The organism is Caballeronia glebae (genome assembly GCF_001545035.1).
GTDB classification, from domain to species: Bacteria; Pseudomonadota; Gammaproteobacteria; order Burkholderiales; family Burkholderiaceae; genus Caballeronia; species Caballeronia glebae.
The window spans coordinates 78,884-104,048 of the sequence record NZ_FCOJ02000022.1 but is presented as its reverse complement, the minus strand read 5'-3'; the positions used below and the strand labels follow the sequence as shown (position 1 = coordinate 104,048).

The 25,165-nt window shown below is 63.4% G+C and carries 25 protein-coding genes; 10 read left to right on the top strand and 15 right to left on the bottom strand.

Features of this window, described 5'->3' with window-relative positions; genetic code table 11:
* On the bottom strand, window positions 1-229 hold a 229-nt coding region (locus tag AWB82_RS17110; protein WP_143756757.1), incomplete at its 3' end, for a hypothetical protein.
* Between the two features lie 589 nt (window positions 230-818).
* On the opposite strand from AWB82_RS17110, the gene AWB82_RS17105 reads away from it, so the two are divergent.
* Window positions 819-1,421 (top strand): phosphatase PAP2 family protein, encoded by a 603-nt coding sequence (locus tag AWB82_RS17105; RefSeq protein WP_086969224.1) that lies wholly within the window; start codon window positions 819-821, stop codon window positions 1,419-1,421.
* 142 nt (window positions 1,422-1,563) lie between these two features.
* Here the strand turns inward: AWB82_RS17105 and AWB82_RS17100 are convergent, their stop codons facing one another.
* Both AWB82_RS17100 and AWB82_RS17095 read right to left on the bottom strand, forming a co-directional pair.
* The gene (locus AWB82_RS17100) at window positions 1,564-1,929 is read right to left on the bottom strand and encodes a DUF1348 family protein (protein WP_086969223.1); all 366 of its coding nucleotides are present in this window, start codon (window positions 1,927-1,929) and stop codon (window positions 1,564-1,566) included.
* Window positions 1,930-1,940: 11 nt separating this feature from the next.
* Complete coding sequence (locus tag AWB82_RS17095; RefSeq protein WP_086969221.1) at window positions 1,941-2,762, bottom strand: alpha/beta fold hydrolase; 822 nt, start codon at window positions 2,760-2,762, stop codon at window positions 1,941-1,943.
* Window positions 2,763-3,044: 282 nt separating this feature from the next.
* Between AWB82_RS17095 and AWB82_RS17090 the strand changes: the two genes are divergently transcribed.
* Both AWB82_RS17090 and AWB82_RS17085 read left to right on the top strand, forming a co-directional pair.
* Window positions 3,045-3,656 carry a DUF1003 domain-containing protein gene (locus tag AWB82_RS17090; RefSeq protein ID WP_200818131.1) on the top strand — a complete coding sequence of 204 codons (612 nt, stop codon included), beginning with the start codon at window positions 3,045-3,047 and terminating at the stop codon, window positions 3,654-3,656.
* A 20-nt stretch (window positions 3,657-3,676) separates the two neighbouring features.
* Window positions 3,677-4,117: a hypothetical protein gene (locus AWB82_RS17085; RefSeq protein ID WP_086969220.1), complete on the top strand. Its 441-nt coding sequence runs from the start codon at window positions 3,677-3,679 to the stop codon at window positions 4,115-4,117.
* A 260-nt stretch (window positions 4,118-4,377) separates the two neighbouring features.
* On the opposite strand, the gene AWB82_RS37135 is transcribed toward AWB82_RS17085, so the two are convergent.
* Window positions 4,378-4,572: a hypothetical protein gene (locus AWB82_RS37135; protein WP_143756753.1), complete on the bottom strand. Its 195-nt coding sequence runs from the start codon at window positions 4,570-4,572 to the stop codon at window positions 4,378-4,380.
* 93 nt (window positions 4,573-4,665) lie between these two features.
* Here AWB82_RS37135 and AWB82_RS17075 point away from each other — a divergent pair, with 93 nt between their 5' ends.
* From AWB82_RS17075 to AWB82_RS17065, 3 genes are read left to right on the top strand one after another with little or no spacing between them, the layout of a single operon-like run.
* Window positions 4,666-6,993, top strand: a complete 2,328-nt coding sequence (locus tag AWB82_RS17075) for an FdhF/YdeP family oxidoreductase (RefSeq protein WP_086969243.1) — start codon at window positions 4,666-4,668, stop codon at window positions 6,991-6,993.
* Window positions 6,986-8,386, top strand: coding sequence for a cytochrome ubiquinol oxidase subunit I (locus tag AWB82_RS17070; protein WP_086969216.1), 1,401 nt, complete (start codon window positions 6,986-6,988; stop codon window positions 8,384-8,386). Before AWB82_RS17075 ends, AWB82_RS17070 begins: the two co-directional genes overlap by 8 nt.
* Window positions 8,387-8,403: 17 nt before the next feature.
* Entirely contained in the window at window positions 8,404-9,393 is a 990-nt protein-coding gene (locus AWB82_RS17065; RefSeq protein ID WP_086969214.1) for a cytochrome d ubiquinol oxidase subunit II, read from the top strand.
* A gap of 92 nt (window positions 9,394-9,485) precedes the next feature.
* Here the strand turns inward: AWB82_RS17065 and AWB82_RS17060 are convergent, their stop codons facing one another.
* Both AWB82_RS17060 and AWB82_RS17055 read right to left on the bottom strand, forming a co-directional pair.
* Window positions 9,486-9,863 (bottom strand): DUF3331 domain-containing protein, encoded by a 378-nt coding sequence (locus AWB82_RS17060; RefSeq protein ID WP_086969212.1) that lies wholly within the window; start codon window positions 9,861-9,863, stop codon window positions 9,486-9,488.
* Between the two features lie 39 nt (window positions 9,864-9,902).
* On the bottom strand, window positions 9,903-10,829 hold the full coding sequence (locus AWB82_RS17055) for a helix-turn-helix domain-containing protein (RefSeq protein WP_086969242.1): 927 nt from the start codon (window positions 10,827-10,829) through the stop codon (window positions 9,903-9,905).
* A 478-nt stretch (window positions 10,830-11,307) separates the two neighbouring features.
* Here AWB82_RS17055 and AWB82_RS17050 point away from each other — a divergent pair, with 478 nt between their 5' ends.
* From AWB82_RS17050 to AWB82_RS17040, 3 genes are all read left to right on the top strand, one after another.
* Complete coding sequence (locus AWB82_RS17050; protein ID WP_086969210.1) at window positions 11,308-11,655, top strand: DUF4148 domain-containing protein; 348 nt, start codon at window positions 11,308-11,310, stop codon at window positions 11,653-11,655.
* A gap of 28 nt (window positions 11,656-11,683) precedes the next feature.
* Window positions 11,684-12,487 carry an alpha/beta hydrolase gene (locus AWB82_RS17045; RefSeq protein WP_086969208.1) on the top strand — a complete coding sequence of 268 codons (804 nt, stop codon included), beginning with the start codon at window positions 11,684-11,686 and terminating at the stop codon, window positions 12,485-12,487.
* 153 nt (window positions 12,488-12,640) lie between these two features.
* Window positions 12,641-14,053: an HdeD family acid-resistance protein gene (locus AWB82_RS17040; RefSeq protein WP_086969206.1), complete on the top strand. Its 1,413-nt coding sequence runs from the start codon at window positions 12,641-12,643 to the stop codon at window positions 14,051-14,053.
* A gap of 12 nt (window positions 14,054-14,065) precedes the next feature.
* Here the strand turns inward: AWB82_RS17040 and AWB82_RS17035 are convergent, their stop codons facing one another.
* From AWB82_RS17035 to AWB82_RS17005, 7 genes are all read right to left on the bottom strand, one after another.
* Complete coding sequence (locus AWB82_RS17035; protein ID WP_086969204.1) at window positions 14,066-15,313, bottom strand: NYN domain-containing protein; 1,248 nt, start codon at window positions 15,311-15,313, stop codon at window positions 14,066-14,068.
* Between the two features lie 97 nt (window positions 15,314-15,410).
* The gene (locus tag AWB82_RS17030) at window positions 15,411-16,541 is read right to left on the bottom strand and encodes an NAD(P)H-dependent flavin oxidoreductase (protein WP_268811029.1); all 1,131 of its coding nucleotides are present in this window, start codon (window positions 16,539-16,541) and stop codon (window positions 15,411-15,413) included.
* Between the two features lie 58 nt (window positions 16,542-16,599).
* Complete coding sequence (locus tag AWB82_RS17025) at window positions 16,600-16,995, bottom strand: SRPBCC family protein (protein WP_086969199.1); 396 nt, start codon at window positions 16,993-16,995, stop codon at window positions 16,600-16,602.
* Between the two features lie 13 nt (window positions 16,996-17,008).
* Window positions 17,009-18,793 carry a DNA-binding protein gene (locus AWB82_RS17020; RefSeq protein ID WP_086969197.1) on the bottom strand — a complete coding sequence of 595 codons (1,785 nt, stop codon included), beginning with the start codon at window positions 18,791-18,793 and terminating at the stop codon, window positions 17,009-17,011.
* A 268-nt stretch (window positions 18,794-19,061) separates the two neighbouring features.
* Window positions 19,062-19,370: a DUF4148 domain-containing protein gene (locus tag AWB82_RS17015; RefSeq protein ID WP_086969195.1), complete on the bottom strand. Its 309-nt coding sequence runs from the start codon at window positions 19,368-19,370 to the stop codon at window positions 19,062-19,064.
* Between the two features lie 310 nt (window positions 19,371-19,680).
* Window positions 19,681-20,958 carry an MFS transporter gene (locus tag AWB82_RS17010; RefSeq protein WP_086969193.1) on the bottom strand — a complete coding sequence of 426 codons (1,278 nt, stop codon included), beginning with the start codon at window positions 20,956-20,958 and terminating at the stop codon, window positions 19,681-19,683.
* 26 nt (window positions 20,959-20,984) lie between these two features.
* Window positions 20,985-22,403, bottom strand: coding sequence for a M20 family metallopeptidase (locus AWB82_RS17005; RefSeq protein WP_086969192.1), 1,419 nt, complete (start codon window positions 22,401-22,403; stop codon window positions 20,985-20,987).
* A gap of 117 nt (window positions 22,404-22,520) precedes the next feature.
* On the opposite strand from AWB82_RS17005, the gene AWB82_RS17000 reads away from it, so the two are divergent.
* The gene (locus AWB82_RS17000; protein ID WP_086969190.1) at window positions 22,521-23,456 is read left to right on the top strand and encodes a LysR family transcriptional regulator; all 936 of its coding nucleotides are present in this window, start codon (window positions 22,521-22,523) and stop codon (window positions 23,454-23,456) included.
* 4 nt (window positions 23,457-23,460) lie between these two features.
* On the opposite strand, the gene AWB82_RS16995 is transcribed toward AWB82_RS17000, so the two are convergent.
* Both AWB82_RS16995 and AWB82_RS16990 read right to left on the bottom strand, forming a co-directional pair.
* Window positions 23,461-23,841: a VOC family protein gene (locus tag AWB82_RS16995; protein WP_086969188.1), complete on the bottom strand. Its 381-nt coding sequence runs from the start codon at window positions 23,839-23,841 to the stop codon at window positions 23,461-23,463.
* Window positions 23,842-23,899: 58 nt separating this feature from the next.
* Entirely contained in the window at window positions 23,900-25,156 is a 1,257-nt protein-coding gene (locus tag AWB82_RS16990) for a patatin-like phospholipase family protein (RefSeq protein ID WP_086969186.1), read from the bottom strand.
* Window positions 25,157-25,165: the final 9 nt, after the last annotated feature.

The window sequence follows — 25,165 nt, the reverse complement described above, 5'->3', positions numbered from 1 at the left end:
AAACCAGCGAAAAGCTCGCCTCCTGATTCAGATAGTCGCGACGGGAGATCGCTTGGGGATGCGAGACGAGGATCGTTGCAATGACCGGCTCCCCCATTTTCTCGGAGATGTGATGCGCCGACACCGACAAAAGCGCCGCACTGTCGGTGCCCGGCACTTCGAGGTGCTGGGATTGACGACCTGTCACCAGGCTTGCCATCTGCCCTACTGAGTCCAATACACTGGACATGGTCATACACTCCTTCTGCTGCACTGCTATCGAATCTTGCCGACAGGCAAGCGGTGATCAGACTCAGCGCGCGTGCGCTCATTGGCGAGACCCTATCCGACTTCGCAGATACTCGACTACACGAATTTTCTTAAACTCTGAAAAACGATTCGTTTGACTGATTTTTTCGATATTCACTACGCCAAATTCGTCGATCGCGCCTTACGTCTCGGGCACCGCTTTCCAGACCACGAGACTCGAATAGGCGTCGCGATCGTCATTCGATGTCTCCGATGGCATCCGCAGCCGTCACCCCGGAAAGTCCAAGAGGCGGCGCATGTGTGTTGTAGCGTCGCCTATGCATACCGAATTCTTCATAATGCGACCTTGTTCCCACGGATCATCGTCGTTAGTCGGCCCCATGGAAGCGTCATAGGAGATGCGATCTTGATCTGAAAGCGAGTGCAAGCCAGTTGACGCCTTTACGTTGTACCTAGCATGAATTTCGCCCGGAATCTTTCCCTGTCCGCACAGATGCCTAGGTAGCTAAGCCTCACCTAAGCTTCCCCCGCTACGATCGGCCAATCCTCGTAGCCAGCGAACCCGCCGCATGAATTCACTCGAAGCGCTCAATCAAACGTGGTTCCTCTCGATCAACGCGAGACCCGCCACACCGCTATGGCAAATCGACGTCGCGGTCGCCATCGCCAATGACTTGCTCTATCTGATTCCCGCGTTGCTCGCGTTGCTGTGGCTCTTCGGCAATCGCCATCAACGTGACGCGGCGGTGCGCGCGTGTTGCGTCGCGTTTCTCGCGCTCGGGATCAATCAGTTGATCGGCATGATCTGGATGCATCCGAGGCCGTTCATGATCGGACTTGGCCATACGTTCATCGAGCATGCGCCGGACTCGTCGTTTCCGAGCGATCACGGGACGTTGTTTGCAAGCGTCGCGTTGACGTTCCTCGTCGCGGGGCTTTGGCGTTGTGGCTTGCTCGTCGCGCTCGCGGGTGTCGCGGTCGCGTGGGCGCGGGTGCGCGTCGGCGTGCATTTTCCACTCGATATATTGGGCGCGGCGGGCGTCGCGTGCGTGGCGCATATGCTCGTCGCACCGCTCTGGGCGCGTGCCGGAGACGCATTGATGCGCACGTTGATCGCGCTCTATCGCAAGCTGGCGTCGTGGCCGATTCGGCGTGGCTGGCTCGCGCCGTAAGCGACGCATTCACGCCAGCCCGTCTGCATGTCGATCGCGCTGATACCTTCGACGCGATTGCGCATCGAACAGCGTCATCGGGCTGCCCATCGGTTAAAAGAATCGCTGCACGGCGAAGCGCGCAGCGTATCTTTCAACCACATCAAAGCCCGAGTTCACTCAAGCCCGGATGATCGTCCGGTCTTCGGCCGAGCGGCCAGTGGAACTTGCGCTCGCTCTCGCCAATCGGCAAGTCGTTGATGCTCGCGTGACGATGCTTCATCAGCCCGTCGAGACCGAACTCCCAGTTCTCGTTGCCATAGGAACGAAACCAGTTTCCCGCGTCGTCGCGCCATTCATAGGCGAAGCGCACGGCGATACGATTTCCGCCGAACGCCCAAAGCTCCTTGATGAGCCGATAGTCGAACTCCCTGCTCCACTTTCGATCGAGAAACGCGCGCACTTTCACGATCGCCGTCTCGCGCGAGAACGGAGGAAGCGGCGCACGAATCTCCGAAGTGTTGACCATGGCTCGCTCCTTCACTTGCGGATAAACGCAAGCAGGTTCTCGTTGACGATGTCGGCGTGCGTCGTGCACAGACCGTGCGGCGCGCCGGGAACGATCGTGAGCGAGCCATCGGGAACGATCTTCGCGGAGAGCTTTCCGGAATCGTCGATCGGCACGATCTGATCGGCGTCGCCTTGCAGCACGAGTGTCGGCACTGTCATCGTCTTCAGGTCATCGGTGAACTCCGTTTCCGAGAAGGCCTTGATGCAGTCATACGCGCTCTTGATCGAGCATTGCATGCCGGCGAGCCAGAACCAGTCGATCGTACCTTGCGAGACCTTCGCGCCTTCGCGATTAAAGCCGAAGAACGGCGTCGCGAGATCCCTGAAGAACTGCGAGCGATTGTCGATGACGCCACGGCGAATCTCGTCGAATATGGAGAGCGGCAGACCGCCCGGATTCGCTTCGGTCTTGAGCATCAGCGGCGGCACGGCCGAAATCAGCACGGCCTTCTTCACGCGCTTCGTGCCATGACGGCCGATATAACGCGCGACTTCACCGCCGCCCGTCGAATGGCCGATGAACACGGCATCCTTCACGTCGAGATGATCGACGAGTTCGGCGAGATCGTCCGCATAGCGGCTCATGTCGTTGCCGTGCCACGGTTGGGCCGAACGCCCGTGACCGCGCCGGTCGTGCGCGATCACGCGATAACCTTGCCCCGCGAGATACATCATTTGCGAATCCCACGCGTCCGCGTTGAGCGGCCAGCCGTGCGAGAAAACGACGGGCTCGCCCGAACCCCAGTCCTTGTAGAAAAGTTCGGTTCCGTCTTTCAGCGTGAATGTGGCCATGAATAAGACTCCTTCGAGATGCGGGATCAGGCGGCGTCGCTCATGCGATCGATGTGCGGCGCGGCGCATAACGCGGCGAATGTGTCGCGTATGGAAGGAGTATTCATGGCGATCGAAGCCGGCTCTTTTCGATGCAACCGATGTTTTAGCGTATGCACGATGAATCGATTCGCAAGCTTTGCGCCGTGCCGCGCGATATCGATGCGTGCTTTTTTTCAAACGCTTCGTGCGCGCGAGAACGTAGAGTCCGATGAAGATGTTTCCACTCTCTTCATCGCCATCATGAAAGTCGATCAGGACGAAACCGGTTCTTCGGATAACGAATCAAAATTCGATCATCTGCGTTTTCAATTGCCGTATCTTCATCTGACGAGCGCATTCGGCAACGACTGGTTCGCGTTGAAGGCCGAGTCCTTCGCACGCTTCTTCGGCACGCCGACGTTTCTCATCGCGCAGACCTTGATCGTGTTCGCGTGGATCGGATTGAATGTCGCGCATCTTATGCGCTTCGATCCTTATCCGTTCGTGTTGCTGAACCTCGCTTTCAGTCTTCAGTCCGCTTATGCCGCGCCGATGATTCTCCTCGCGCAAACGCGGCAAGCCGATCGCGACAAGGCGTTTTCAGACGCGGACGCGCGGCATCGCGAAGCGCTCGCGCTCGCGGCGAAACGGCGCGACAAGGCGCTTGCGCATCAGGCCGCGCAGATCGAGGCGCTGTTGCGGCAGAACACGGAGCTAACGGCGCTCACGCGCGAACTCGCCGAGCAAATCGCGACGTTGACGCAGGGCATGCACGAGGAACTCGTTTCAAAAATGCGGACGCACGTTCGTCCTGATCGCGTAGCCCGCGCAGAAAGCCCTGCGCGTCGCTCATCCGATGTGCGCCAGCCATGACAAGCCTCGAAGGTAGCCCCATGCGATTCGATCTCGCCCGCTCCGCCGATCCTGGCGCACGCAGCAGCAACGACGACCGGCTCGTGCTCGTGGAACATCGGCGGCTCATCGCGGGGATCGTCGCCGATGGCGCGCCCGGACATGGCGGCGGCGATGTCGCGGCGCAACTCGACGTTGTGAAAATTCGTCTGACGGGTGAGGAGCCGCTTTTGCGCGAGGGCATCGAGACCTTAATACGGCGGCTCGCGACGCCGCACGCCGATATCGCGCCGACCAACAACGGCTCGCTTCTCGCGCCTAACGCGCATGCATTGAAGCAAGCGAGAGTCGGGCGCGTCACCGTGAGCCTCGACGCAATCGACGACGCGGCCATCGCTGCAGGTTTTCTCCCGCTCAAGATCAATATTGCGATAGAGATCAGCGTCAACTCGTCGCAGATTCTGCCGCTTGCTCGGCATTAATATTGCCGGCCGGCGGATTTGCGCCTCATCGAAGACATGGATATCGGCGCCGCGCATGCGTGGCGTCGCGGTCAGGCCGTTGCTTCCGACCCGATTCTCGCGCCGCTGAAACGGCGCTTCGCGTTCGAACCCGACGAATCATAGTTGACATCCGTCAACTATCTATTCGCGAATGGTCGAGCGCGCGTGGGCGTCGTGTCGCGCACGTCGCAGCCGTTTTGCGCGCGGGCGCGCGGGCGCGCGTCTGCGTCGACGCACAGCTATACGAGCGTCTTCTTCGCCACGCTCGCCACGCCCTCGAGCGCATGCGCTGGACGCAACGCGACGATCGCCATCCCGAAACGCTTGGCGCGATGCACGCGGCAAGCGCTATCCGAAAGTGCGCATGTCCCCATGCCGCTCGTGGGCGGATGACGCACGCGCGCGTTCGTGCGCATCGCAAACGAGGCGCGCATTTACGCAAGGCCCACGCGCGCCGAACGACGATCATCACCGTCGACGCACACACCAAATACTCAACGATCTGCATTGTTTGCAAGGCGAAGGAAATGAGCGAAAAGAAGGAAATACGAATCTACAGCAACCCCGCCGGCGGCTGGGACGCGCTGAAGGCCGTGGGCGAAGCGCTGGAGATTCAGGGCGTTGCCGTGTCCGGCGCGCAGACGCTTCTGCACATGAACCAGCCGCAAGGCTTCGATTGTCCCGGCTGCGGCTGGCCCGACCCGAAGCACCCGTCACCGTTCGAATTCTGCGAGAACGGCGCGAAGGCCGTTGCATGGGAAGCGACGACGCTACGCTGCACACCCGAGTTCTTCGCGCAGCACACCGTGTCCGAGCTTGCTTCGTGGAACGACTATGACCTCGAAATGGTGGGCCGCCTCACGCATCCGATGGTGTATGAAGCTGGCTCCGACCGCTACGTGCCGATCGATTGGGACGACGCGTTCGCGCTCGTCGGGGATCGTCTGAATGCGCTCGATCATCCCGATCAGGCGAACTTCTATACGTCGGGGCGCGCATCCAACGAAGCCGCGTTCCTGTATCAGCTCTTCGTGCGCGAGTTCGGCAGCAACAACTTTCCCGATTGCTCGAACATGTGTCACGAAGCGACGAGCGTGGGCCTGCCGCAATCGATCGGCGTCGGCAAGGGAACGGTCTTGCTGGAAGACTTCGAGCACGCGGACGCGATCTTCATCTTCGGCCAAAATCCCGGCACCAACAGCCCGCGCATGATGAGCGACCTGCGTTCGGCGTCGCGGCGCGGCGCGAAGATCGTCTCGTTCAATCCGTTTCGCGAGCGCGCACTGGAACGTTTCGCATCGCCGCAAGATCCGATCGAAATGGCGACGCTCGGTTCCACGAACATCAGCTCGTTTCTCTATCAGGTGCGCGTGGGCGGCGACGTGGCCGTGCTCAAGGGCATGATGAAGGCGATCGTCGAAGCCGACGATGCGGCCATCGCCGCCGACGCACCGCGCGTGCTCGACATCGAGTTCATCAAAGGCCATACGCACGGCATCGACGCGCTCGTCGCCGATGTGCGCGCGGCCGCCTGGGATGCGATCGAGGGTCGATCCGGCCTTACGCGCGACGCGATCACCAACGCCGCGAACATCTACATGCGCGCCGACAACGCGATTCTCGTGTACGGCATGGGCATCACGCAGCATCGTCGCGGTACGGAAGCGGTGCAGCAGATCGCGAATCTCGCACTGCTGCGCGGCAATGTCGGACGGCCGGGCGCGGGCATTTGCCCGGTGCGCGGACATTCGAACGTGCAGGGCAACCGCACGGTCGGCATCACGGAGAAGCCGAACGCGCAACTCATCGCGGGCATCGAGCGCGCGTTCGGGTTCACGCCGCCCGCGAAGCACGGCAACGACGTGGTCGCCGCGCTCGAAGCGATGGTGCGCGGCGAAGCGAAAGTGTTCATGGCGCTCGGCGGCAACTTCGCGGCCGCGATTCCCGACTGGGCGCGCACGCAGGACGCGATACGCATGCTCGATCTCACCGTACATATCTCGACGAAGCTGAACCGCAGTCATCTCGTGCATGGCCAGCACGCGCTGATTCTGCCGTGCCTCGCGCGCACCGAAATCGATGTTCAGGCGGACGGCCCGCAATCGATCACCGTCGAGGACGCGATGTCGATGGTGCATGCATCCGCCGGACGCAACGAGCCCGCATCGCCGCATCTGATGAGCGAGACGGCCATCGTCGCGGGCATCGCGCGCGCGACGCTCGGGGCGAAGTCGCGCGTGTCATGGGAACATCTCGTCGCGAGCTACGACCGCATTCGCGATGCGATCGAGGTCGTGTTCCCGATTTTTCAGGCGTACAACACGCGCATTCGCGTGCCGGGCGGCTTTCATCTGAGCTCTGCCGCGCGCGAACGCGTGTGGGATACGAGCACCGGCCGCGCCAACTTCCTCGTGTTCGACGGACTCGGCGAAGACCCCGCGCGGGACGATCCCGATGCGCTCTCGCTCACGACGATGCGCAGCCACGATCAATACAACACCACGCTCTATTCACATTCGGATCGCTATCGCGGCGTGTTCGGCCAGCGCGACGTGATCTTCATGAATCCGCGCGAGCTGAAGAATCGCAAGCTGCAGGCGGACGACAGGGTCGATATCTTCACGATCGCCGATGACGGTATCGAGCGCGTGATCCGCAACTTCAAGGTCGTCGAATACTCGCTGCCCGACGGCTGCTGCGGTGCGTACTACCCGGAAGTGAATCCGCTCGTACCGCTTTACGCGTTCGACCCGCAAAGCCGCACGCCGTCGTACAAGTCCGTGCCGGTAAGAATCGTGGCGACCGCCGCTTCGTCCGCCACCGAGCTTCAATCCGGATCCGAGAACCATGCTTGATAACGTACTCGACCTGTCGCGCGCGCAGTTTGCGATGACCGCGATTTTCCATATTCTCTGGCCGATCCTGACCATCAGCCTGTCGGCGTTTCTCGTGCTCGTCGAAGTGCTGTGGCTGCGCACCGGCGATGTCACGTACTACCGGCACGCGCGCTTCTGGAGCAAGCTGCTCGCGCTCAACTTCGCCGTAGGCGTCGTGAGCGGCATTCCGATGGAGTTTCAGTTCGGCACCAACTGGGCGGGTTTCGCGCAGTACAGCGGCCAGTTCGTCGGTAACATTCTCGGCTTCGAAGGCGCGATGGCCTTCATGCTCGAAGCGGGCTTCATCGGCGTGATGCTGCTCGGCTGGGGACGCGTGTCGCGCGGCGTGCATCTGTTCGCCACGTCGATGGTCGCGTTCGGCTCCAGCCTCTCCGCGTTCTGGATCATGGTCACGAACTCGTGGATGCAGACGCCGGCGGGCTACACCGTGGTCGACGGCAAGATCGTCGTGACCGACTATATCGCCGCGATCTTCAATCCCGACATGGTGTGGGGCGTATCGCACATGTGGGTCGCGGCGATCGAGACCGGCATGTTCGTGATCGCGGGGATTTCCGCGTGGAATCTCTATCGCAGGCGTCATCCCGAGTTCTTCGCGCGCTCGTTTCGTCTCGCGTTGCTCGTGCTCGTTTTCGTCGCGCCCTTGCAGATCTGGCTCGGCGATTCGAGCGGCGGGAGCGTATTCGAAACGCAACCCGCCAAAGGCGCCGCGATCGAAGGTCACTGGACGACGAATGCACCGGGCACCAGCGCATCGTGGTCGCTGCTCGCGTGGCCGGACAAGGACGCGCAACGTAACGACTGGTCGATCGAAATACCCGGCATGTTGAGCTTGCTCGGCACGCACTCGCTGTATGGGCAGGTGAAGGGCCTCACCAACTTCGCGCCCGAAGATCAGCCGCCCGCGATCCCGCTGCTCTACTACGCGTTCCGAGCGATGGCGGGCATCGGCTTCGCATTCATGTTGCTCGCGTTCTGGACCGCGTATACGTTGCGCAAGACGCGCGGCAGTCTCGAAGCGCTGCTCGCGCAACGCAAGCTGCTGCTCGCGTGGGTGCTCTGCATTCCGTTGCCGTATATCGCGGTGGAAGCAGGCTGGATCGTGCGCGAAGTGGGCCGCCAGCCCTGGGTGATCTATGGTCTGCTGCGCACGCGCGACGCCGTATCGACGATTCCGGCTTCGTCGGTGTCGCTCAGCATCGCCATGTTCGTTGCGTTCTATGTCGTGCTGCTGGTCACGTTCTTCGCGCTCGCGCGCCGCTGGCTGCGCGCGGGTCCCGATCTCTCCATCGTCCCGCCCGCGAATATCGCCGGGCAGGCGAAGGCGACGAACACCACCGACCGTTATTGAACTCTTGAGCTCAACTCATGGATAGCGCAGTTCATACGATGCTCGCCGAAACCTGGTTCGGCCTGATCGGCCTGATGCTGGTTTTTTATGTCGTCACCGACGGCTTCGATCTCGGCATCGGCATTCTCACGCTCTTTCGCCGCAAATCGTCGGAGCGCGACGTCATGGTTCAATCGATCGGTCATGTGTGGGACGCGAACGAAACGTGGCTCGTCGTGCTCGGCGGCGCGCTTTTCGGCGCGTTTCCGGCCGCCTATGCGCTCGTGATGGAGAACCTGTATCTGCCGGTGATGGCGCTCATCGCGGGACTCATCATGCGCGGCGCGGCGATCGGGTTTCGTCATAGCGTCGATCATGGTCCGCTGTGGGACAAGGTATTCGGCCTCGGCAGCCTCATCGCGGCGCTTTCGCAAGGCGTCGTGCTCGGCAAGTTGATCACGGGTCTCGCGCCGGGCAACGCCGCGCTCGGGTTCGTCGTCGTGGCGGCGATCGGCGTCGTCGCGGGGTACTGTCTGCTGGGCGCGACTTATCTCGTCAACAAGACGTCGGGCGTGGTCGAGCAATGGGCGCGGCGAATCTCGTTGCTGAGCGCGGTGTTCACCGTCGCCGCCGCCGCGTTGCTCACGCTCGCAACCTGGTTTTCGAGCGAGGTCGGTCACGCGCGCTGGATGCAGCCGGGCGTCATGCATGTGCTGATCGCGCTCGGAGTTGCATCGGTCATCGCGTTCGCGCTCATCATGGCGTCGCTGTATCTCGGCAGCTCGAAAGGGCCGTTCCGCGCGTCGGTGGCGCTCTTCCTGATCTCGTTCGCGGGGCTCGCGATCAGCCTCTTCCCCTATTTCATTCCGGGCAAGCTCGGCATTCTCGAAGCCGCCTCCGATTCGACGACGCTCGCGTTCATGCTCATCGGCATCGGCCTCGTATTTCCGGTGATGATCGGCTACAACCTCTATCAGTACCACATCTTTCGCGGCAAGCTCGCGGGCGATGCGCGCGCGGGCGAATAAGCGATCATTCGGGGGCAGCGACGTCGGCTGCCTCCGCGCGCATAACAAAACACCGCCTGGCCGGCGGTGTCTTCCAAGACATTGAAAGCGATTCAAAACGGCGTCGCCTGATCGAGCACCGATGCCAGAATCATCGCGCCCGCGTTGCGCGGAACGGGACGCGGATTCGGCGCATAGACGTGATCGCCCGGATTAATCGCACAACCGCTCATCGCGCACACACCAGCGCTGCGCGCCCGCATCGCGCGCCACACCTGATCGCCGTAGCAACAGCGCGTCGAATCGCGCCATTCGATCGTCGCCGTCGTCGTGGACGGACGCTCGATCAGCTTCACGGCGACACGGCGATCATCGCCTTGCGCGAAAGCACGCCTCGGCGACGGCGCTTCGAAGCTCGCGCCGTCACTCAAGGACGTCAACCGGAAGATCGTTTGCGCCCACGGATCGAGCGCGCGTGCAGCTTCAGCCATGTTCGGCTCCTCATCGAAGAATTGCGTGGAATCGATCGCTCATGCCGCGGCGAGCGTGGTCGTCTGCCAGTGCTTCGGTGTAGCGCCGACAAGACGCTTGAAGACGGTCGTGAAATGCGCCTGCGAGCGAAAGCCGCAGCAGAGCGCGACATCGAGAACGCTGTGCCTCGACGCGCGCAGCAGTTCTTGCGCGCGCTCGATGCGTTTTTGCAGCAGATACTCATGCGGCCGCATGCCGGTCGCGCGACGAAATTGCGCGGCGAAGTGCATGCGCGTGAGACCCGTGCTCGACGCGATATCCGCGAGACTGATGTTCTCCGCGAGATGCGAATCGACGAATTCGGACACGCGATTGATGCGCCATTGCGGCAAGGCCGAAAGCTCGCGTCCACGCGCGACGGGCGTCGAGAAATGACGCGCGACGAGCCGCGACACGATCGCGAGGCTCATGCTCTCGATGAACACGCTGCCAAGCGCCGCGCCTTCGGTCTTGCACACGGCGAGCGCCTGCCCGAGCCTTTCCAGCGCGGGATCGCGAATCAGTTTCGGATCGTCGAGGACGATATCGCCCGCATGCGGACGATGGAACAGGTCCTCATGACACTCGGCCAGCGCGTGCTGTGGGACGAAGAGATGCAACACGTCCATCGCCGATTCGAACAGCGCGCTCACGCGTGTCGCGGGCGCGGTGATCTGCACGACGCCCGCGGGCACGCGTCCATGCAGCAGCTTGCGGCCCGCGTGACGAAAGATCAGCGACGCGCACTTCAGATTCAGGCTGATGCAATGCAACGCGCCGTTGCCGTCGTTCGATACTTCGAGCGGCGACTGGCCATGATGCAGCCAGCGAGACATCGATAGCCGATGCGGTTGCAGAACCGGATTCGGGCTGCGCCACCGGTCTTCCAGTTCGATCGATGGCGGGCGCGCCAGTGCCTCGGATTGCGTGAGCGGGTCGAGCGTCATGATAGGTCCATTGGTGAAACTGAAGGCTTGGCGGCCGATCAATGACCGGCATCGCGACGACTCCAAGTTAATCAACCGGAAACCATGCGCCTAGCCGTACATACGGTTGACGCGACCGACCGATGGTTGAGTCGACCTATATCAAGGTTTGATTCGCGCGGCGAAATCGCGAAGGGATAACACCTTCGTATGAGTGCGTGAAACGCGCGCATGATGCGGCTCATCCACACGGCGCATGCGATGCAGCCAGACGTTTCGATCGATGGCGCACGGGCCATGCGAACGTTTAACCGATGCACCGAAGGTTGGTGCATGCATGCTCCTTCGTAGGTGTAGTCGAGGCGCGCCGCCGCCGATACAGTGACATCAAGGTCGAGACACGAACAAAGACCCACGGCCTTACGCAGGGAATCCGAGAAAATCTATTTATTTCGGATACCCGATCAAACGTAGAAATCAATCCACCCAGGAGTCGATCATGAACAAGTACCTCGTCAGCCTCACCCTCGTTGCCGCCACGCTCGCAGCACCCGCGATTGCATTCGCGCAATCGAACGGCACCGTCACACGCGCACAGGTCCGCGCCGATCTCGTCGCCGTCGAAAAGGCCGGCTATAACCCCGCCGTCGCGAGCGATCCGTACTACCCGTCGGACATTCAGGCGGCCGAAGCCAAGGTCGCCGCGCAACATGCCGACGCGTCGCAAGCCTACGGCGGCGTGCAAGCCGGCACGAGCGCATCGGCATCGAGCGCGCCGAAGCATGTCGCGATGAAGAACACGTGCGTCGGGCCGATCGACTTCTGCCAGCCGTTCTTCGGCAGCTGATCCCTCATTGGCACAAGCGGAGTCTTTCATGAAGCGAATCTTGCAAGCAGCCTCGGTGCTGGCGTTGTCGGCCGGCGTGTTCGGATCGGCTAACGTAATGGCTCAGGACGGCGCGCCGTCCGCCGAGGCTCATGCGCCGATAAGGAACATCGTTCTCGTTCATGGCGCGTGGGTCGACGGCTCGGGGTGGAAGCCGGTCTACGACATCCTGACCCGGGACGGCTATCACGTCACGATGGTGCAGGAACCGTTGACCTCGCTCGATGCCGACGTCGCGGCGACAAAGCGCGTGCTCGACCTGCAGAACGGTCCGACGATTCTGGTCGGTCATAGCTACGGCGGGTCGGTCATCACCGAAGCGGGGGTGCATCCGAATGTCGCCGGGCTCGTTTATGTCGCGGCGCACGCGCCGAACGTGGGCGAGGACGAAGGCGCGCTCGGCAAGAAGACGCCCAGCTTCCTCGCGAAGCAGACGGACGCCGTGGAAAAGACAACGGATGGCTACACGTATCTGAATCCCGCGGTCTTCCCGAAGGACTTCGCCGCCGATCTGCCGCTCAGGCAGGCCACGTTCGAATCGCGCTCGCAGATTCTGACGGCGGCGCAAGTCTTCACGACGCCGCTGAGCGCCGCCGCCTGGACGACGAAGCCAAGCTGGGGCATCGTCGCGGGCGGCGACAAGATCATCAATCCGGATCTCGAACGCTGGTACTACGAGCGCGCGCATAGTCACGTGACGGTCATTCCCGGCGCGAGCCATTCCGTGTACGAATCGAAGCCGCAACAGGTCGCGGCCGTGATCGAAGACGCCGCGAAGCATGCGGTGCAGTAAATGACTTGAAACGATGCGAACGCGCGGCGTCGTGCAAAATGCATGACGCCGCGCGCATTCGTCTGCGGTTTCCGGTTCTTGCCGTTATCGCCTTGAATGCCTTATATAGTGTGTGGCGCGCACGAGGCGTCGGATGACCAGACGGAGGCGGCGATGGTTCGGCTCGTGATGATTCTTCTCGGCGTCGACTATCTGCGCACGCGCTGGCGCTCGGTGCTGACGCTCGGGTTGCTCAGCATCGCGCTCGGCGGCGTCATTTTCACCGACGCGCTCGACGGTTCGCTCTACTTTCCCATCGTGCCCTTCGTGCTGATGATGCTGCTCGAAGGTCTCGCCACGTTGGCCGTCGCGTGGACCGGCATGGGCGGGCAACGCAAGCTGCGCTACGTGAAGGGCGCGACCTTCTGCCTGTCGGCGCTGCTCGTGCTGTTCGGCGGCGAGCACGGCAACTTCGTGCTGTCGCTCATCTTCGGCACGCTCTTTCTCGTCGATGGCGCGCTGCAGATCATCTCGGCGCGCGTGGTTCGCTATCGCAAGTGGCGTCTCGCCATGGCGGGCGGCGTGCTCGAAATCGCCATCGCGATCTTCTTCTATCAGCCGTATCCCGATCACTATGCGGGCACGGTCGCGTACTGCGTCGCGTTCGGACTCTTCTTCGGCGGCTGGAACATGATCCTGCTCGCGGCGCGCGTGCGGCGCATGGCGGCGAATCCCGCCGTCGATGACGTGGCGGACACGTCCAGGCGGGAAGACGCGATGCGCGCCGCGCCGTCGTTCGCCGGCGCGCTCTGGGACGGCCCGCCCGCGCCCGATGAAGCCGCGCTGACCGTGCACGTGTGGACGCCCGTCGGCACGGCGAAGTCGCAGCCGAGAAGGCAGTTGATCATCGATCGCTATATCGCCGCCGTCGACAGGAACGGCACCATCTCGACCGGTCACGCGGCGCTGGAGACGCCCGAGGGCGTGTACATCAGCCTGTATCCGGCGGTCGAAATCGACCGTTCGCCGAACGAATTCTCGCGCACGTTGCGCGCGACGCGCGAGAACGACGTGCCCGGCCTCTTTCAGCCGGACTACGAAACGGAATCGAAGGCATGGTGTCCCTCGACGCAGCAGGTGCGTATCCGCAATTACGATCCGGCGCGGCTTGCGCGCTTCTGGCGGGAGTATCGGCGCGATACGACGTATAACCTGACCTACCGCAACTGCTCAAGCTCCGTGGCGCGGGCGCTGGAAGCGGCGATCGAAGGCGCGTCGGCGCGCGTGTGGGGCAGAGGCGGAGGATGGAAACCGCTCGTGCGCATCATGACGACGCCCGAGTTGTGGGTCGCCGCGCAAGTGCGCAAGCGCGCCGCGACGATGGCCTGGACGCCGGGTCTCACGCTCGACTATGCGCGCGCACTCAGCATGCTCGCGGACCCGCGTCACTCGGGCTGGGTGAAGATGGCGCGCATCGCGGTCGCGACGATGTATCGCTCGCGGCAACGCTGGCGCGCCGAAGAGCACGCCGCGGCGCGCGCTCAGGAAGAGAACGCTGCGTCGACGGCGGAACGACGTACCGGCTGACGCGCGTTCAAATCACGATTCGATCGGCTTGTCGGCAGTCTTGCGCGCGCGGTTGCCTCTCGACGACGACTTGCGCGGTGGCCTCGCCGCCTTCGCTTCGACGACGGGTTCGGCGGCGCTCGCGACGCTTTCCTGTGGCAAGTCCACGACGCTTGGCTTTGGCGCGGTCTTGCGCGAGCGGCGCGGCGCGGCCTTTTTCGGTGCGGGCGCGGGTTCCAGCGCGGGTTCCAGCGCAGGCTCGGCGTGCGGCTCGGGCGCTTCCGGTTCTACCGGCGCCGGCGCCGGCGCTTCTTCTAAGGCCATCACGGGTTCCGGCGCGCGCTCGCGTGGCTTCCTGCCCCCGCGCTTTTCCTTGCGCCTGCCCGTTGCCGCGCCTTCGTGTTCAGTCGCAACCCCCGGCTGCTCGCTCGGCCTCACATCCATCGGGGCGAGCTGAGGCGTTTGAGCGGAGCGAAACACGAACGCGCCGGATTTATCGTCGCGGCCGACTTCCAGCAAGCCGCGCGACTGCGCTTCATCGAGCAGATTGCCGAACGCGCGAAAGCCGTATTGCGTCTCGCTGAAACCCGGCTTGCGACGCTTGATGGCGCTCTTCAGCACCGACGCCCAGATCTTGCCGCTCTCGCCGCGCTCCGACGCGAGCGCCTCGAAAGTCTCGACGGTGATCGCGATGGCTTGCGACTTGCGCGAATCCGTTTCCTGCTTCGGCTGCCGCTCTTCTTCCGGTGCGCGCTTCGTTTCGCGTTGTTCGCGCTGTTCACGCTTGGCGATGGCGCGTTGCTGTTCGCGCACGAGGTCGTCGTAGAAGATGAACTCGTCGCAATTCGCGACGAGCAGATCGGACGTCGATTGCTTCACGCCCACGCCGATGACTTTCTTCGCGTTTTCGCGCAGTTTCGACACGAGCGGCGAGAAGTCGGAGTCGCCGCTGACGATGACGAACGTATCGACGTGCGCTTTCGTGTAGCAGAGATCGAGCGCATCGACGACGAGACGGATATCGGCGGAATTCTTGCCCGACTGGCGCACGTGCGGAATCTCGATCATCTCGAAGCTGGCTTCGTGCATCGCCGCTTTGAAGCCCTTGTAGCGATCCCAGTCGCAATACGCCTTCTTGACGACGATGCTTCCCTTCAGCAACAGGCGTTCGAGCACGGGTCTGATATCGAATTTCTCGTACTTCGCGTCGCGAACGCCGAGCGCGACGTTCTCGAAGTCGCAGAACACCGCCATGCTGACGCTTTCCTGAGGTCCAGCCATATGGTTCTCCAGCCCGTGCGGCATGTTTTGAATGCGCACATGATAGCTTGTCGGCACGCGCTCGAAGAGAATGCGCGAACAGACGCATGACCTTTCGTCAGTCGCCCGCGCCTATGTCCACGTTCTTCTCGCGCCGCGCCAGCAACGCGTCGAGCGTCTCGTTCGCCTCGCGCATCAGACGTTCGACGACTTCGCCCGCCGAGCTCCGCTCGTTCACCAGCGCCGACGATTCGCCCGCGAAGAGCGCCATCTTCTCCAGATCGCCGGTCGTCGAGCGCAGCGGCGAAATCGTGCTGTACTTTTCGACCGGTCCCCATTCGTCATGCGCGACGATCTCGCGCGGCAACGCATACGGATCGTTGCCGAAGAGGTGATCGCGCGCCGCATCCGTCACGCTGTTCGCGAGCACGCGCACGGGCGAGCCGGCGGGCCAGTTGATGGCGTAGATATCGGTGTGAACGGTGTCGCCCGCGCGCGCCTCGATCACGCGTTGCTTGTGATAGTCGTGCGCGTAGGATTCGTGCGTCGTCAGGAACACCGTGCCGCAATGCACGCCGCTCGCGCCCAGCGCAAACGCGGCGACGAGCCCCGCGCCCGTCGCGATGCCGCCCGACGCCGCGACGGGCACGCGGATATGCGCGGCGATCTCCGGCAGCAGCGTCGCGAGCGCGGTCGAGCCGCGCACGTGGCCGCCTGCTTCGACGCCTTGCGCGACGATCACATCGGCGCCGGCTTTTTCCGCGCGCAGCGCGTCTTCGAGCGAGCCGACCTGATACAGCACGAGCGTGCCGCTGTCTTTCACGCGCGCGACGATATCGGGGTAGACGTCCCAGAAGAAGCACATCGCCGGCACGCGCAGTTCGAGACATGCGTCGAGCTCGGCGGCCAGAAGATCGGGCTTGGTGCCCGCAGGAATGAGATTGACGCCGAACGGCCGATCCGTCGCGGCGCGCACGGCCGCGACTTCGCTCGCGATCGTCTCCGGCGATTCGCGCACCATGCCGAGCAGTCCGAAACCTCCGGCATGCGATACGGCCGACGCGAGTTCGGCGCGCGCGGGGCCGCCCATGCCCGCGGAAATGATCGGATAACGGCAGCCGAGCACGCGGGTCAACTCGGTTTCGAATGGCGCAGCGTTCGGGATCATGTCGGCCTCGCGCGGATGAGTGGTCCGACTGCACGCGACGGACCCTCGCCAAAGCCTAGACCCGACGGGAAACGCTTTCAAGCACGGAGGGTGATTCTGCGGGTTCCCGCTGTATCAGCGAACGCTTGCGGGCCGCGCGTCAGGGCTTCCCGTAACGCGCGGCGAGCGTGGCGAGGTCGCGGCGGACCCAGTCGGCATCGGCGGCGAATTTTTCATCGGACATGCCGGGCTGGCGGAATAGCGTGAGCGCCACTTCGGCACCCGCGCCATTCTGATAGACGCGCAACGGAACGTAGACCTCGCCGCCCTGCGGCAAAGAGACGCGATGATCCATGACCCCGAATGCGTTGTGCCCGGTGAAGCGGATCGTCACCTCGCCTTCCGGAGCGCGGGCGCGCCAGTGCTCGCCCATGTCTTCGAGCGTCGACTGCGCGAGCCCGGACGCCCACGTAGGAAAGACTTCCGGACGCCAGATCGCGTCGTAAAGCTCGCGCCAGTCGCGATCGATCGTCACGGTGAGAGTCAGCGTTTGCATCGTCACACGAGCGTCACGATTCGATCTTCGACATAACCGCCGTAGCCGGATCGTAGCGATAGCCCTTCTGCGCGAGTTGTTGCGCCATCTTGTCGCCGATCAGCTTTTGCTGCGCCTCGCGGAACACGAGTTCGTGATCGGGCTTCAGACGCTCCAGTTCGACCGCGAGCCTGCGCATCAGCGCGACTTCGCCGGTGCTGCGGGCATCGATGAAAAGGATCTTCTCGTTGGAAACGTCGAGGCGCTGGCGCAGGTCCTTCGCGTAGGTCACCCATTGCTCGGCGTTGGCGCGAAGCTCGTCGTAGGCCTTCGAATGCGCCTTCGCCTGCGCCGAAAACTGACGTTGCAGCGATGCCAGCTCGGACTCTTCGCCCTGCTCTTTTTCGACGAGGCGCTTCGCGAGATCGGTGGCGTTTTTCTCGGCGGCTTCGGCGCGTTCACGCAACGCGTTGACATCGTTCGATACGCGCGCGAGTTCCGCGCCCTGCTCGGCCTTTTCGGACATCAGCGCGCTGATCTGCTTGCGGGCTTCGTCCAGCTCGCCGCCGACGCGCTCCGCCTGATCTCGCTGCGCCGAAACCTCGGCGCTGCGTTGAGCCGCGCTTTCGCGCTCCGCTGCCAGCGCGCTGCGCGCTTCGTTCAGCTCCGCTTCCAGTGCGGCGACGCGCGCGAGGGTTTCGCTCGCCTGCGCTTCGGCGGCCTGCGCGCGCGCATGCGCCGCGTTCGCGTCCTGCGACAAGCGTTCAGCTTCCGCCGATTTTTCCTGCGACACGAGGCCCAGCGCTTCATGTTGCTGACGCGCGTGGTCGCGTTCCTCGGCGATGCGCGCGAGCGCCTCGTCCTTGCCCGCGAGCGACGCGTTCAATTGCTCGTGCTGCTGGCGAGCCTGATCGCGTTCCCCCGCGATGCGCGCGAGCGCTTCGTCCTTGCCCGCGAGCGACGCGTTCAATTGCTCGTGCTGCTGGCGCGCCTGATCGCGTTCCTCCGCGATGCGCGCGAGCGCTTCGTCCTTGCCCGCGAGCGACGCATTCAATTGCTCGTGCCGCTGCCAAGCCTGATCGCGTTCCTCCGCGATGCGCGCGAGCGCTTCGTCCTTGCCCGCGAGCGACGCGTTCAATTGCTCGTACTGCTGGCGAGCCTGATCGCGTTCCTCCGCGATTCGCGCGAGTGCTTCGTCCTTGCCCGCAAGCGCCGCGTTCAGCGCCTCTTTCGCGCGCCGCTCTTCTTCGAGCGACGCCTTCACGCTTTCCAGTTCAACATGCTCTGCCGACGCAAGCCGCACCGCTTCCTCGCTACGCGCCTCGGCGGTCTGCGCGCGCGCCGTGGCCGCGTCGAACTCTTCGCGCAGCCGCGCGACCGACTCCTCCGACGCCCGCAACGCGCTCGACATTTCCGTCATCTGCTGGCGGTTCTTCGCGGCCTCGTCGCCGGTCTTCTCGAATTCGACGAGCGCCTCGTCGCGCTCCGCAAGCGCGGTCGAAAGCCGCTGGCTCACGGCGGAAAGCCGCTGACCGGACGCTCGTTCGGTTTCGTCGCGCGAAACGGTCCAGAGCCGCCGCGCGACGTTCACGAGGGTCTCGGCAAGGTCGTCCGGCAGTCCGGTCTGCGCCTGCTGCTGCGGCATGTCCGGGGAACGCGCCTCGCGCCAGCGCTGCAAGGCGGCCGCGATGGCGACGACCGAGCCGCTCCCGGCCTCCGCCCGAACGGTCATGGGCGAAACCTTGCGACCTTCTTCGGTCAGGCGGTCGGCGATCGACGCGATCTGCTCGTCGGTGATGTTGTCTACGTCTGTGGGCATAAGCGCCTCGAAAATCAATGGCGTCGCACTTAAAACACTGCGATACGTTGTTACATTTGGCTGAATCCGCGCGGGGCGGAAAGGGATGATACCCATTTTCCGCGCGCAACCATTCGCAGCACGCCACATGCCGTCGAAAAAGGTTTTCCGGCGCGAGTGTAAATCGCCTGCTTCGCCCTGAATTCGAGACGCAATACGTTGGCCCATAAATGCATCGAGCCCGGACGGGCAAACCGTCCGGGCTATCGAAAAGGGTAAATCGAAGCGATCAGGGCTTCGCGAAAACCGGGCCCAGCCCGATGACATCCGTATCCGTCGAACGCGCGCCCGACGCGACGTTGCCGCTCGCGGGCGCGCCGTATGCCGTGAGGCCCTTTGCTGCGTCCACGCGCGCTTGCGCGGCCTGGATGTTCTGCGGATATTGCGTCTGGTCGCTCGCGGGATCGTAGCCGGCCTTTTGCAACTCGACGAGTTGCGCACGCACCTCGGCGCGGGTGATCGGCTGGTTCGATTGCGCGAACGAGAAAGCCGGAAGCGCGACAGCGGCAGCGATGACGAGGGATTGAATGACTTTCATGATTTACCTCCAGAGAATGTGATGGAAGGCCGTTCTGGTGATCCGCCGTGTGTTGCGAATCGTTCGGCTTGGAGGTATTTGAACCGGCGGACGTATCTGGCTTGTTTCGCGAAACGCGGATTATGAAACGCCGTGTGTCGGCATTCGACGCAGATACAGTGCGATACAAAGCCGGCGGCCGTTTCACGACGGCATTAACAATCGGCTCGTTCGTATCGGTATAAGAAGTAATCGGAAGCGCGTTCGCGAGGCGGGATCATTCGTATCGACCCGGTCTTGCGAACACGCTGTCATTCATCGAAAAAGCGGCTCAGGCCGCGGCGCTTGCCGCTTTCATCTGCCCATTGCCCCGGCTCACGGCCGCGAGCGCCGCAAGGCTGATCACCGCCGTGAACATCATGTAGAAGCTCGGCGCCGCCTTGCTGCCCGTCGCGCTCAGCAGCCAGATGATGATCGCGGGCGTGAACCCGCCGAACACCGTCACGCCGATGTTGTAGCCGATCGACATGCCCGTGGCGCGCGTCGACACGGGGAATATCTCGGACATCAACGCTGGCAGCGCGCCGAAATAGATCGCCTTCAGCAGCGCGAGCCACGCGACGAGCGCGAACAGCGCCGGCACCGACACATGCGACACGACATACGCGAACGCCGGATAGCCCGTCACGAAGAGAAGCAGCGCCGCCGTCGACATCTGCTTGACGCGGCCGATCTTGTCCGAAAGATGTCCCGCGAACGGCGTCACGAAAGTCAGCATCAGGCCCGCGACGGTGCTGGCCGCGAAACCCGTCGATGCATCGAGATGCAGCTCGCGGATAGCGAAGGTCGGCACGTACTGCAGCAGATAGTTCACCGCCGTCGATACCGTCAGCGCGCCGATCGAGATGAGCAGCAACGCCTTTTGCTGCGTGAATACATCGCGCACCGGCGTCGACGTGTGCTGCGCCTCGGTAAAATCGGCCGCGTCTTGCAGATAGCGGCGCAGGAACAGGCCCGCCGGCCCGATCAGCAAGCCGAAGAAGAACGGAATGCGCCAGCCCCAAGCGGCAAGCTCGGCGGCGGGCATCAGCTTGGCGAGCGCGAAGCCGAAGATCGACGCGAGCAAGGTCGCCAGTCCCTGCGTGGCGAATTGCCAGCTCGCGAGCAGGCCACGACGATTGGGCGCGTGCTCGATCAGCATTGCCGTCGAGGGACCGAACTCGCCGCCCGCCGAAAAGCCCTGAATCAGGCGCGCGATGAACACGCCCACGGGCGCGATCACGCCGATCGATGCATACGGCGGTATCACCGCGATGATCGCCGTGCCGATCATCATCAGACCGACCGACGTCATCAGCGCGGCCTTGCGCCCGCGCTTGTCCGCGTATGCGCCGAGCACCATGCCGCCGATCGGCCGCACCAGATACGACGCGCCGAACGAGCCGAACGTGAGCAGCATCGACGCCGTCTCGTTCGCGGCCGGGAAGAAGTTCTTCGCGATATACACCGCGAAGAACGCGTAGATCGCGATATCGAACCATTCGAGCGCGTTGCCGACCGAAGTCGCGAGCACGATTTGCGTGAGGCTCAGAGGTTTTTTGTTCATGATGTCAGCGTGTCATGAGTGGCGTTCGATTAATGCGCGGCGCGCGTGGCGACGATCGCCGCGCCGGTCTCGCCCAGATCCCACCAGAGGCCCGCCATCACGCCCAGCGATTCGCGCATGACGGAGCCAAGCACGTGCTCGTTCGGTGCGTGCTGGTTGCACGCGGGATACGAATGCGGCACCCAGAGCGTTGGCAGGCCGAGCGTCTTCGCGAAGACATCGTTGGGCACGGTGCCGCCGAGGTTCGGCAACAACGCGGGCTTCTTGCCGGTCGTCGCGCGCATCGAATCGAGCGCCCAATGCACCCACGGATCGTCGAGATCGAGGCGCGTCGCGGGCGTGCCTCGCGTCGCCTCGACCGTCACTTCGGTGAAGCCGTGCTCCGCGAAATGACGTTCGAGATGCGTCTGCAAGTTCTCCCAATCCGTGCCCACGACGAAGCGCAACTGGCACACCGCTTTCGCGAACGGCGGAATCGCGTTGACGGGCGCATCGGCGTTGCCGGATTTCATCGCGAGCACTTCGAGGGCGTTCCAGCCGATCACGCGTTCGGTCGGCGTCAAGCCCGGCTCGCCCCAGGTCGGGTCGATGTCGGGCGAGCTTTCATCGCGGCCCAGTTCGATATCGGCGAGGGCTTCGCGCACCGCGGCGGAAATCGGCGGCGGCCGCAATCCCTCGACGACGATGCCGCCGTTGCGATCGACGAGACTCGCGATTGCATGCGACAACACGACGGCCGGATTGCGCAGCACGCCGCCCCAATTGCCCGAATGATGGCCGCCTTCGCGCAGATCGACCGTCAGTTCGAACGGCACGCCGCCGCGCGAGCCCAAAAAGAGCGTCGGACGTTCGGCCGACACGCGCGGCCCGTCTGAAGCGATGAACACGTCCGCCGCGAGCGCATGCTTGTGCGCGGCGCAGACTTCGTTCAGACCCGGCGAGCCGATCTCCTCGCCGGTCTCGAAGATCACCTTCACGTTGTAGCCGAGCCTGCCTTCGCGCGCCTGCAACACCGCCGCGAGCGCGGCGAAGTTGACCGAGTGCTGGCCCTTGTTGTCCGCGGTGCCGCGACCATACCAGCGGTCTTCATCGACGACAATCTCCCACGGCGTCAGGCCCGCGCGCCATTGCTCGTCGTAGCCGCGCACGACGTCGCCGTGGCCGTAGGTCAGCACCGTCGGCAAGTCGCGGGATTCGTTGCGCTCGGCGATCAGGAACGGCGGGCCGCCCGCGACGGGATTCTCGACGACGCGCGCCGTGAAGCCGAGACGCGCGAGCGTGTCGCTGACTTCGTCGGTCAGATAGGCGTTCAGCGCGGGATTGCGCCCATTCTGGCTCTCGGTGCGAAACGCGACGCGGCGCTGCAAGTCCGCGAAAAACGCGCCCGAATCGAATGCATTGCACGCGATGGCGATCGCGGCTTCCCGACTGTACTGAGGTTCTTTCACGGCGTCTCCCGGAGATATGACCAGCAATTCCGGCCAGTCTAGGAACGCCAAAAATTCGCCACAATTTCAAAATTTGCGACTAGCATTGCCAAAAAGGCAACGCTCAGAGGACGCATCGTGCTGCATGGCATCGCACTCAAATACTTCGTGGAAGTCGCGCGCTCGGGTTCGCTGGCGGCGGCGTCGGAACAGCTTCATGTCGCCGTATCGGCGATCAGCCGGCAGATCGCGAAGCTGGAGGAACAGGCGGGCGCGCCGCTATTCGAGCGCATGCCGCGCGGCATGATCCTGACCGAAGCGGGCGAATTGCTCGTGCAGCACGCGCGCCGCGCGCTGATGGACGGCGACGCGGTGCTCGCCGAGATATCGGAGATACATGCGCTCGGGCTCGGGATCGTGCGCATTGGCTGCACGGAGGGTTTCACGCGCTGCTTTCTGCCGAGCGTGTTGGCGTCGCATTATCGCGCGCATCCGCGCACGCGCTTCGTCATGCGCTCGGGTACGCCCGGGCAAGTCGAGCATTGGGTGGCGAGCGGCGAAGTGGACGTGGGACTCGCCTTCTCGACGTCGACATCGACCGCGTTGAGCGTCGAATACAGCGTGAAGGCGCCGGTCTGCGCGCTGCTGCCGCCAACGCATCCGCTGGCGGGCAAAGAGAGCGTTACGCTCGACGACGTGCTTCAGTATCCGACCGCCGTGCTCGATCGCGGCACGACCGTGCGTCAGTTGATCGACTGGTGCTGCTCGGCGCGCGGCGTGCACCTCGAACCCGTGATGACGAGCAACAATTCGAGCGCGATGCATCATTTCGCCGCCCTCACCGGCGCAATCACGCTCGGCAGCGCGATCGCGCTCGAAGGCGATCCGGGGCCGCCGACGCTCGTCGCCACGCCCATCGACGAGCCTTTGCTCAACGAACGTCTGTTGCAGGTCACGGTGATGCGCGAGCGGCGTCTGCCGCCTGCCGTCGATCAGTTCCTCAAGACGCTGACCGACGCGTTGCGCGAGAGTCTGGGTGCGCCGGGCGCGCGCGCGAAGAGAAAAAAGCGTTAGCCGGTTATTGCGTCGCGACCCACCACGTCGTGCCGGCGGCGTCGCGAAAGCCGCCCCGGAAGTCGTCGTCGGCACGTTTGCGCGCGGGCGCTTGCACGCTTTGCGCGCCGTTCTGGATAGCCCGATCGTAGACGGCCTGGGCGTCGCGCACGTACACGTGGATGTGCGGACCCTGCGATTGCTGATCGGTCGCGCCGCCGCCGATCATCACGATGCTGTCGTCGATGCGCACTTCGGCGTGCATCAGCGAGCCATCGGGACGATCGAAGCGGCGGACCAGTTCGGCGTCGAAGACGCGTTCGAGGAAAGCGATGATTGCTTGCGCGTCTGCGCAGACGAGATAGGGGCTGATGGATGGGTAGGTCGCGGGTTTCCAATCGGGCATGGCATGCCTCGCAGCGTTGTATCGAGGCTAACTAGAGTAAATGAAACCCGCCACCGCTTCAAACGCCTTCGACTACATCATCCAGCTTCTTTGCCGCTGGCTTCGGCATCTCGGCTGTCGCTTGCGGCGCAGGCTCATGCCGATGCACGTCATGCGTCACGAAGCCCAGATCGCGATTCGGCACCTCGAACCATTCCGGATGCGCGAACGAACGGCGAATGTCTTCCAGCCCGCTCGCCCAGTGCTCGCCCATCGTGTCGTTGCTGAACTCGAAATCCTTGTAGTGTCCTTCGAAGAACTTGTCCTTGTAGATGAGATGCACGACGTTCAGCGCGCCGCCATTCGCGACCGACTGCGCCTCGCGCAACAACGGATTCGAGCAACGCGTCTCTTCCGGAATGTGCTCCAGCAACTCCTTGATAAGCCGCGCATTCTTCTGGTTGTGTAAAACGAAATCGGTGATCGCGCGCGTTCTGCTCGAATACTGAATGTCCTTCGTGCGGTCGCTCACATCGAGAAGATCGGCCGGCAACGTGCCGCGCGCGGTCCATACGTCAACCTGAAACACGAGCACATCCTTATGCTGGCTTCCGCCGATAATCTCCGCGAGCGGCGTGTTCGACACGAGGCCGCCGTCCCAATAGAACTCGCCGTCGACCTCGACCGCCGGAAAGCCCGGCGGCAACGCGCCCGACGCCATGAAGTGCTCGGGCGCGAGACGCATCTCCCTGTTGTCGAAGTACACGAGATTGCCCGTGCCTACATTCACGGCGCCCACCGATACGCGCATCGCGCCATCGTTGATGCGGTCGAAATCGGCGAACTGCAGCAGCGTCGAGCGCAACGCGGACGTGTAGTAAAAGCTCACGTCGCTCGGCTGCTTGCTCTTCGCGAGCGCGAAAGGCCATTGCGCGCGCGGTGAGAAAAAGCCCCGCTGCCCTTCCATGACAGCGTGGGCCGCCGCCCAGTCGCTCGAAAACTTGCGGGCGATATTCCCGAAGCCGAATGCGGCGGGGATGAACGCGCCCGCCTGTCCGATGAGATCGGCGGGCTGACAGATCGTGCTCCAGAAGCCGCGCAGCGCGGCCACGCGGTTCTCGGGTGCATTGCCCGCGATGATCGCGGTATTCAGTGCGCCAATGGAGACGCCCGCCGTCCAGGTCGGATCGACGCCGGCTTCAGTGAGCCCTTCGACCACCCCGGCTTGATACGAACCCAGCGCGCCGCCGCCTTGCAGCACGAGGCAAACCTCATCGTAGTCCGGCAGCGCGATGGGATTCGTCTGCGTATGTGTGTTGCGTTGACTGCGGCGCATGGGTTCTCC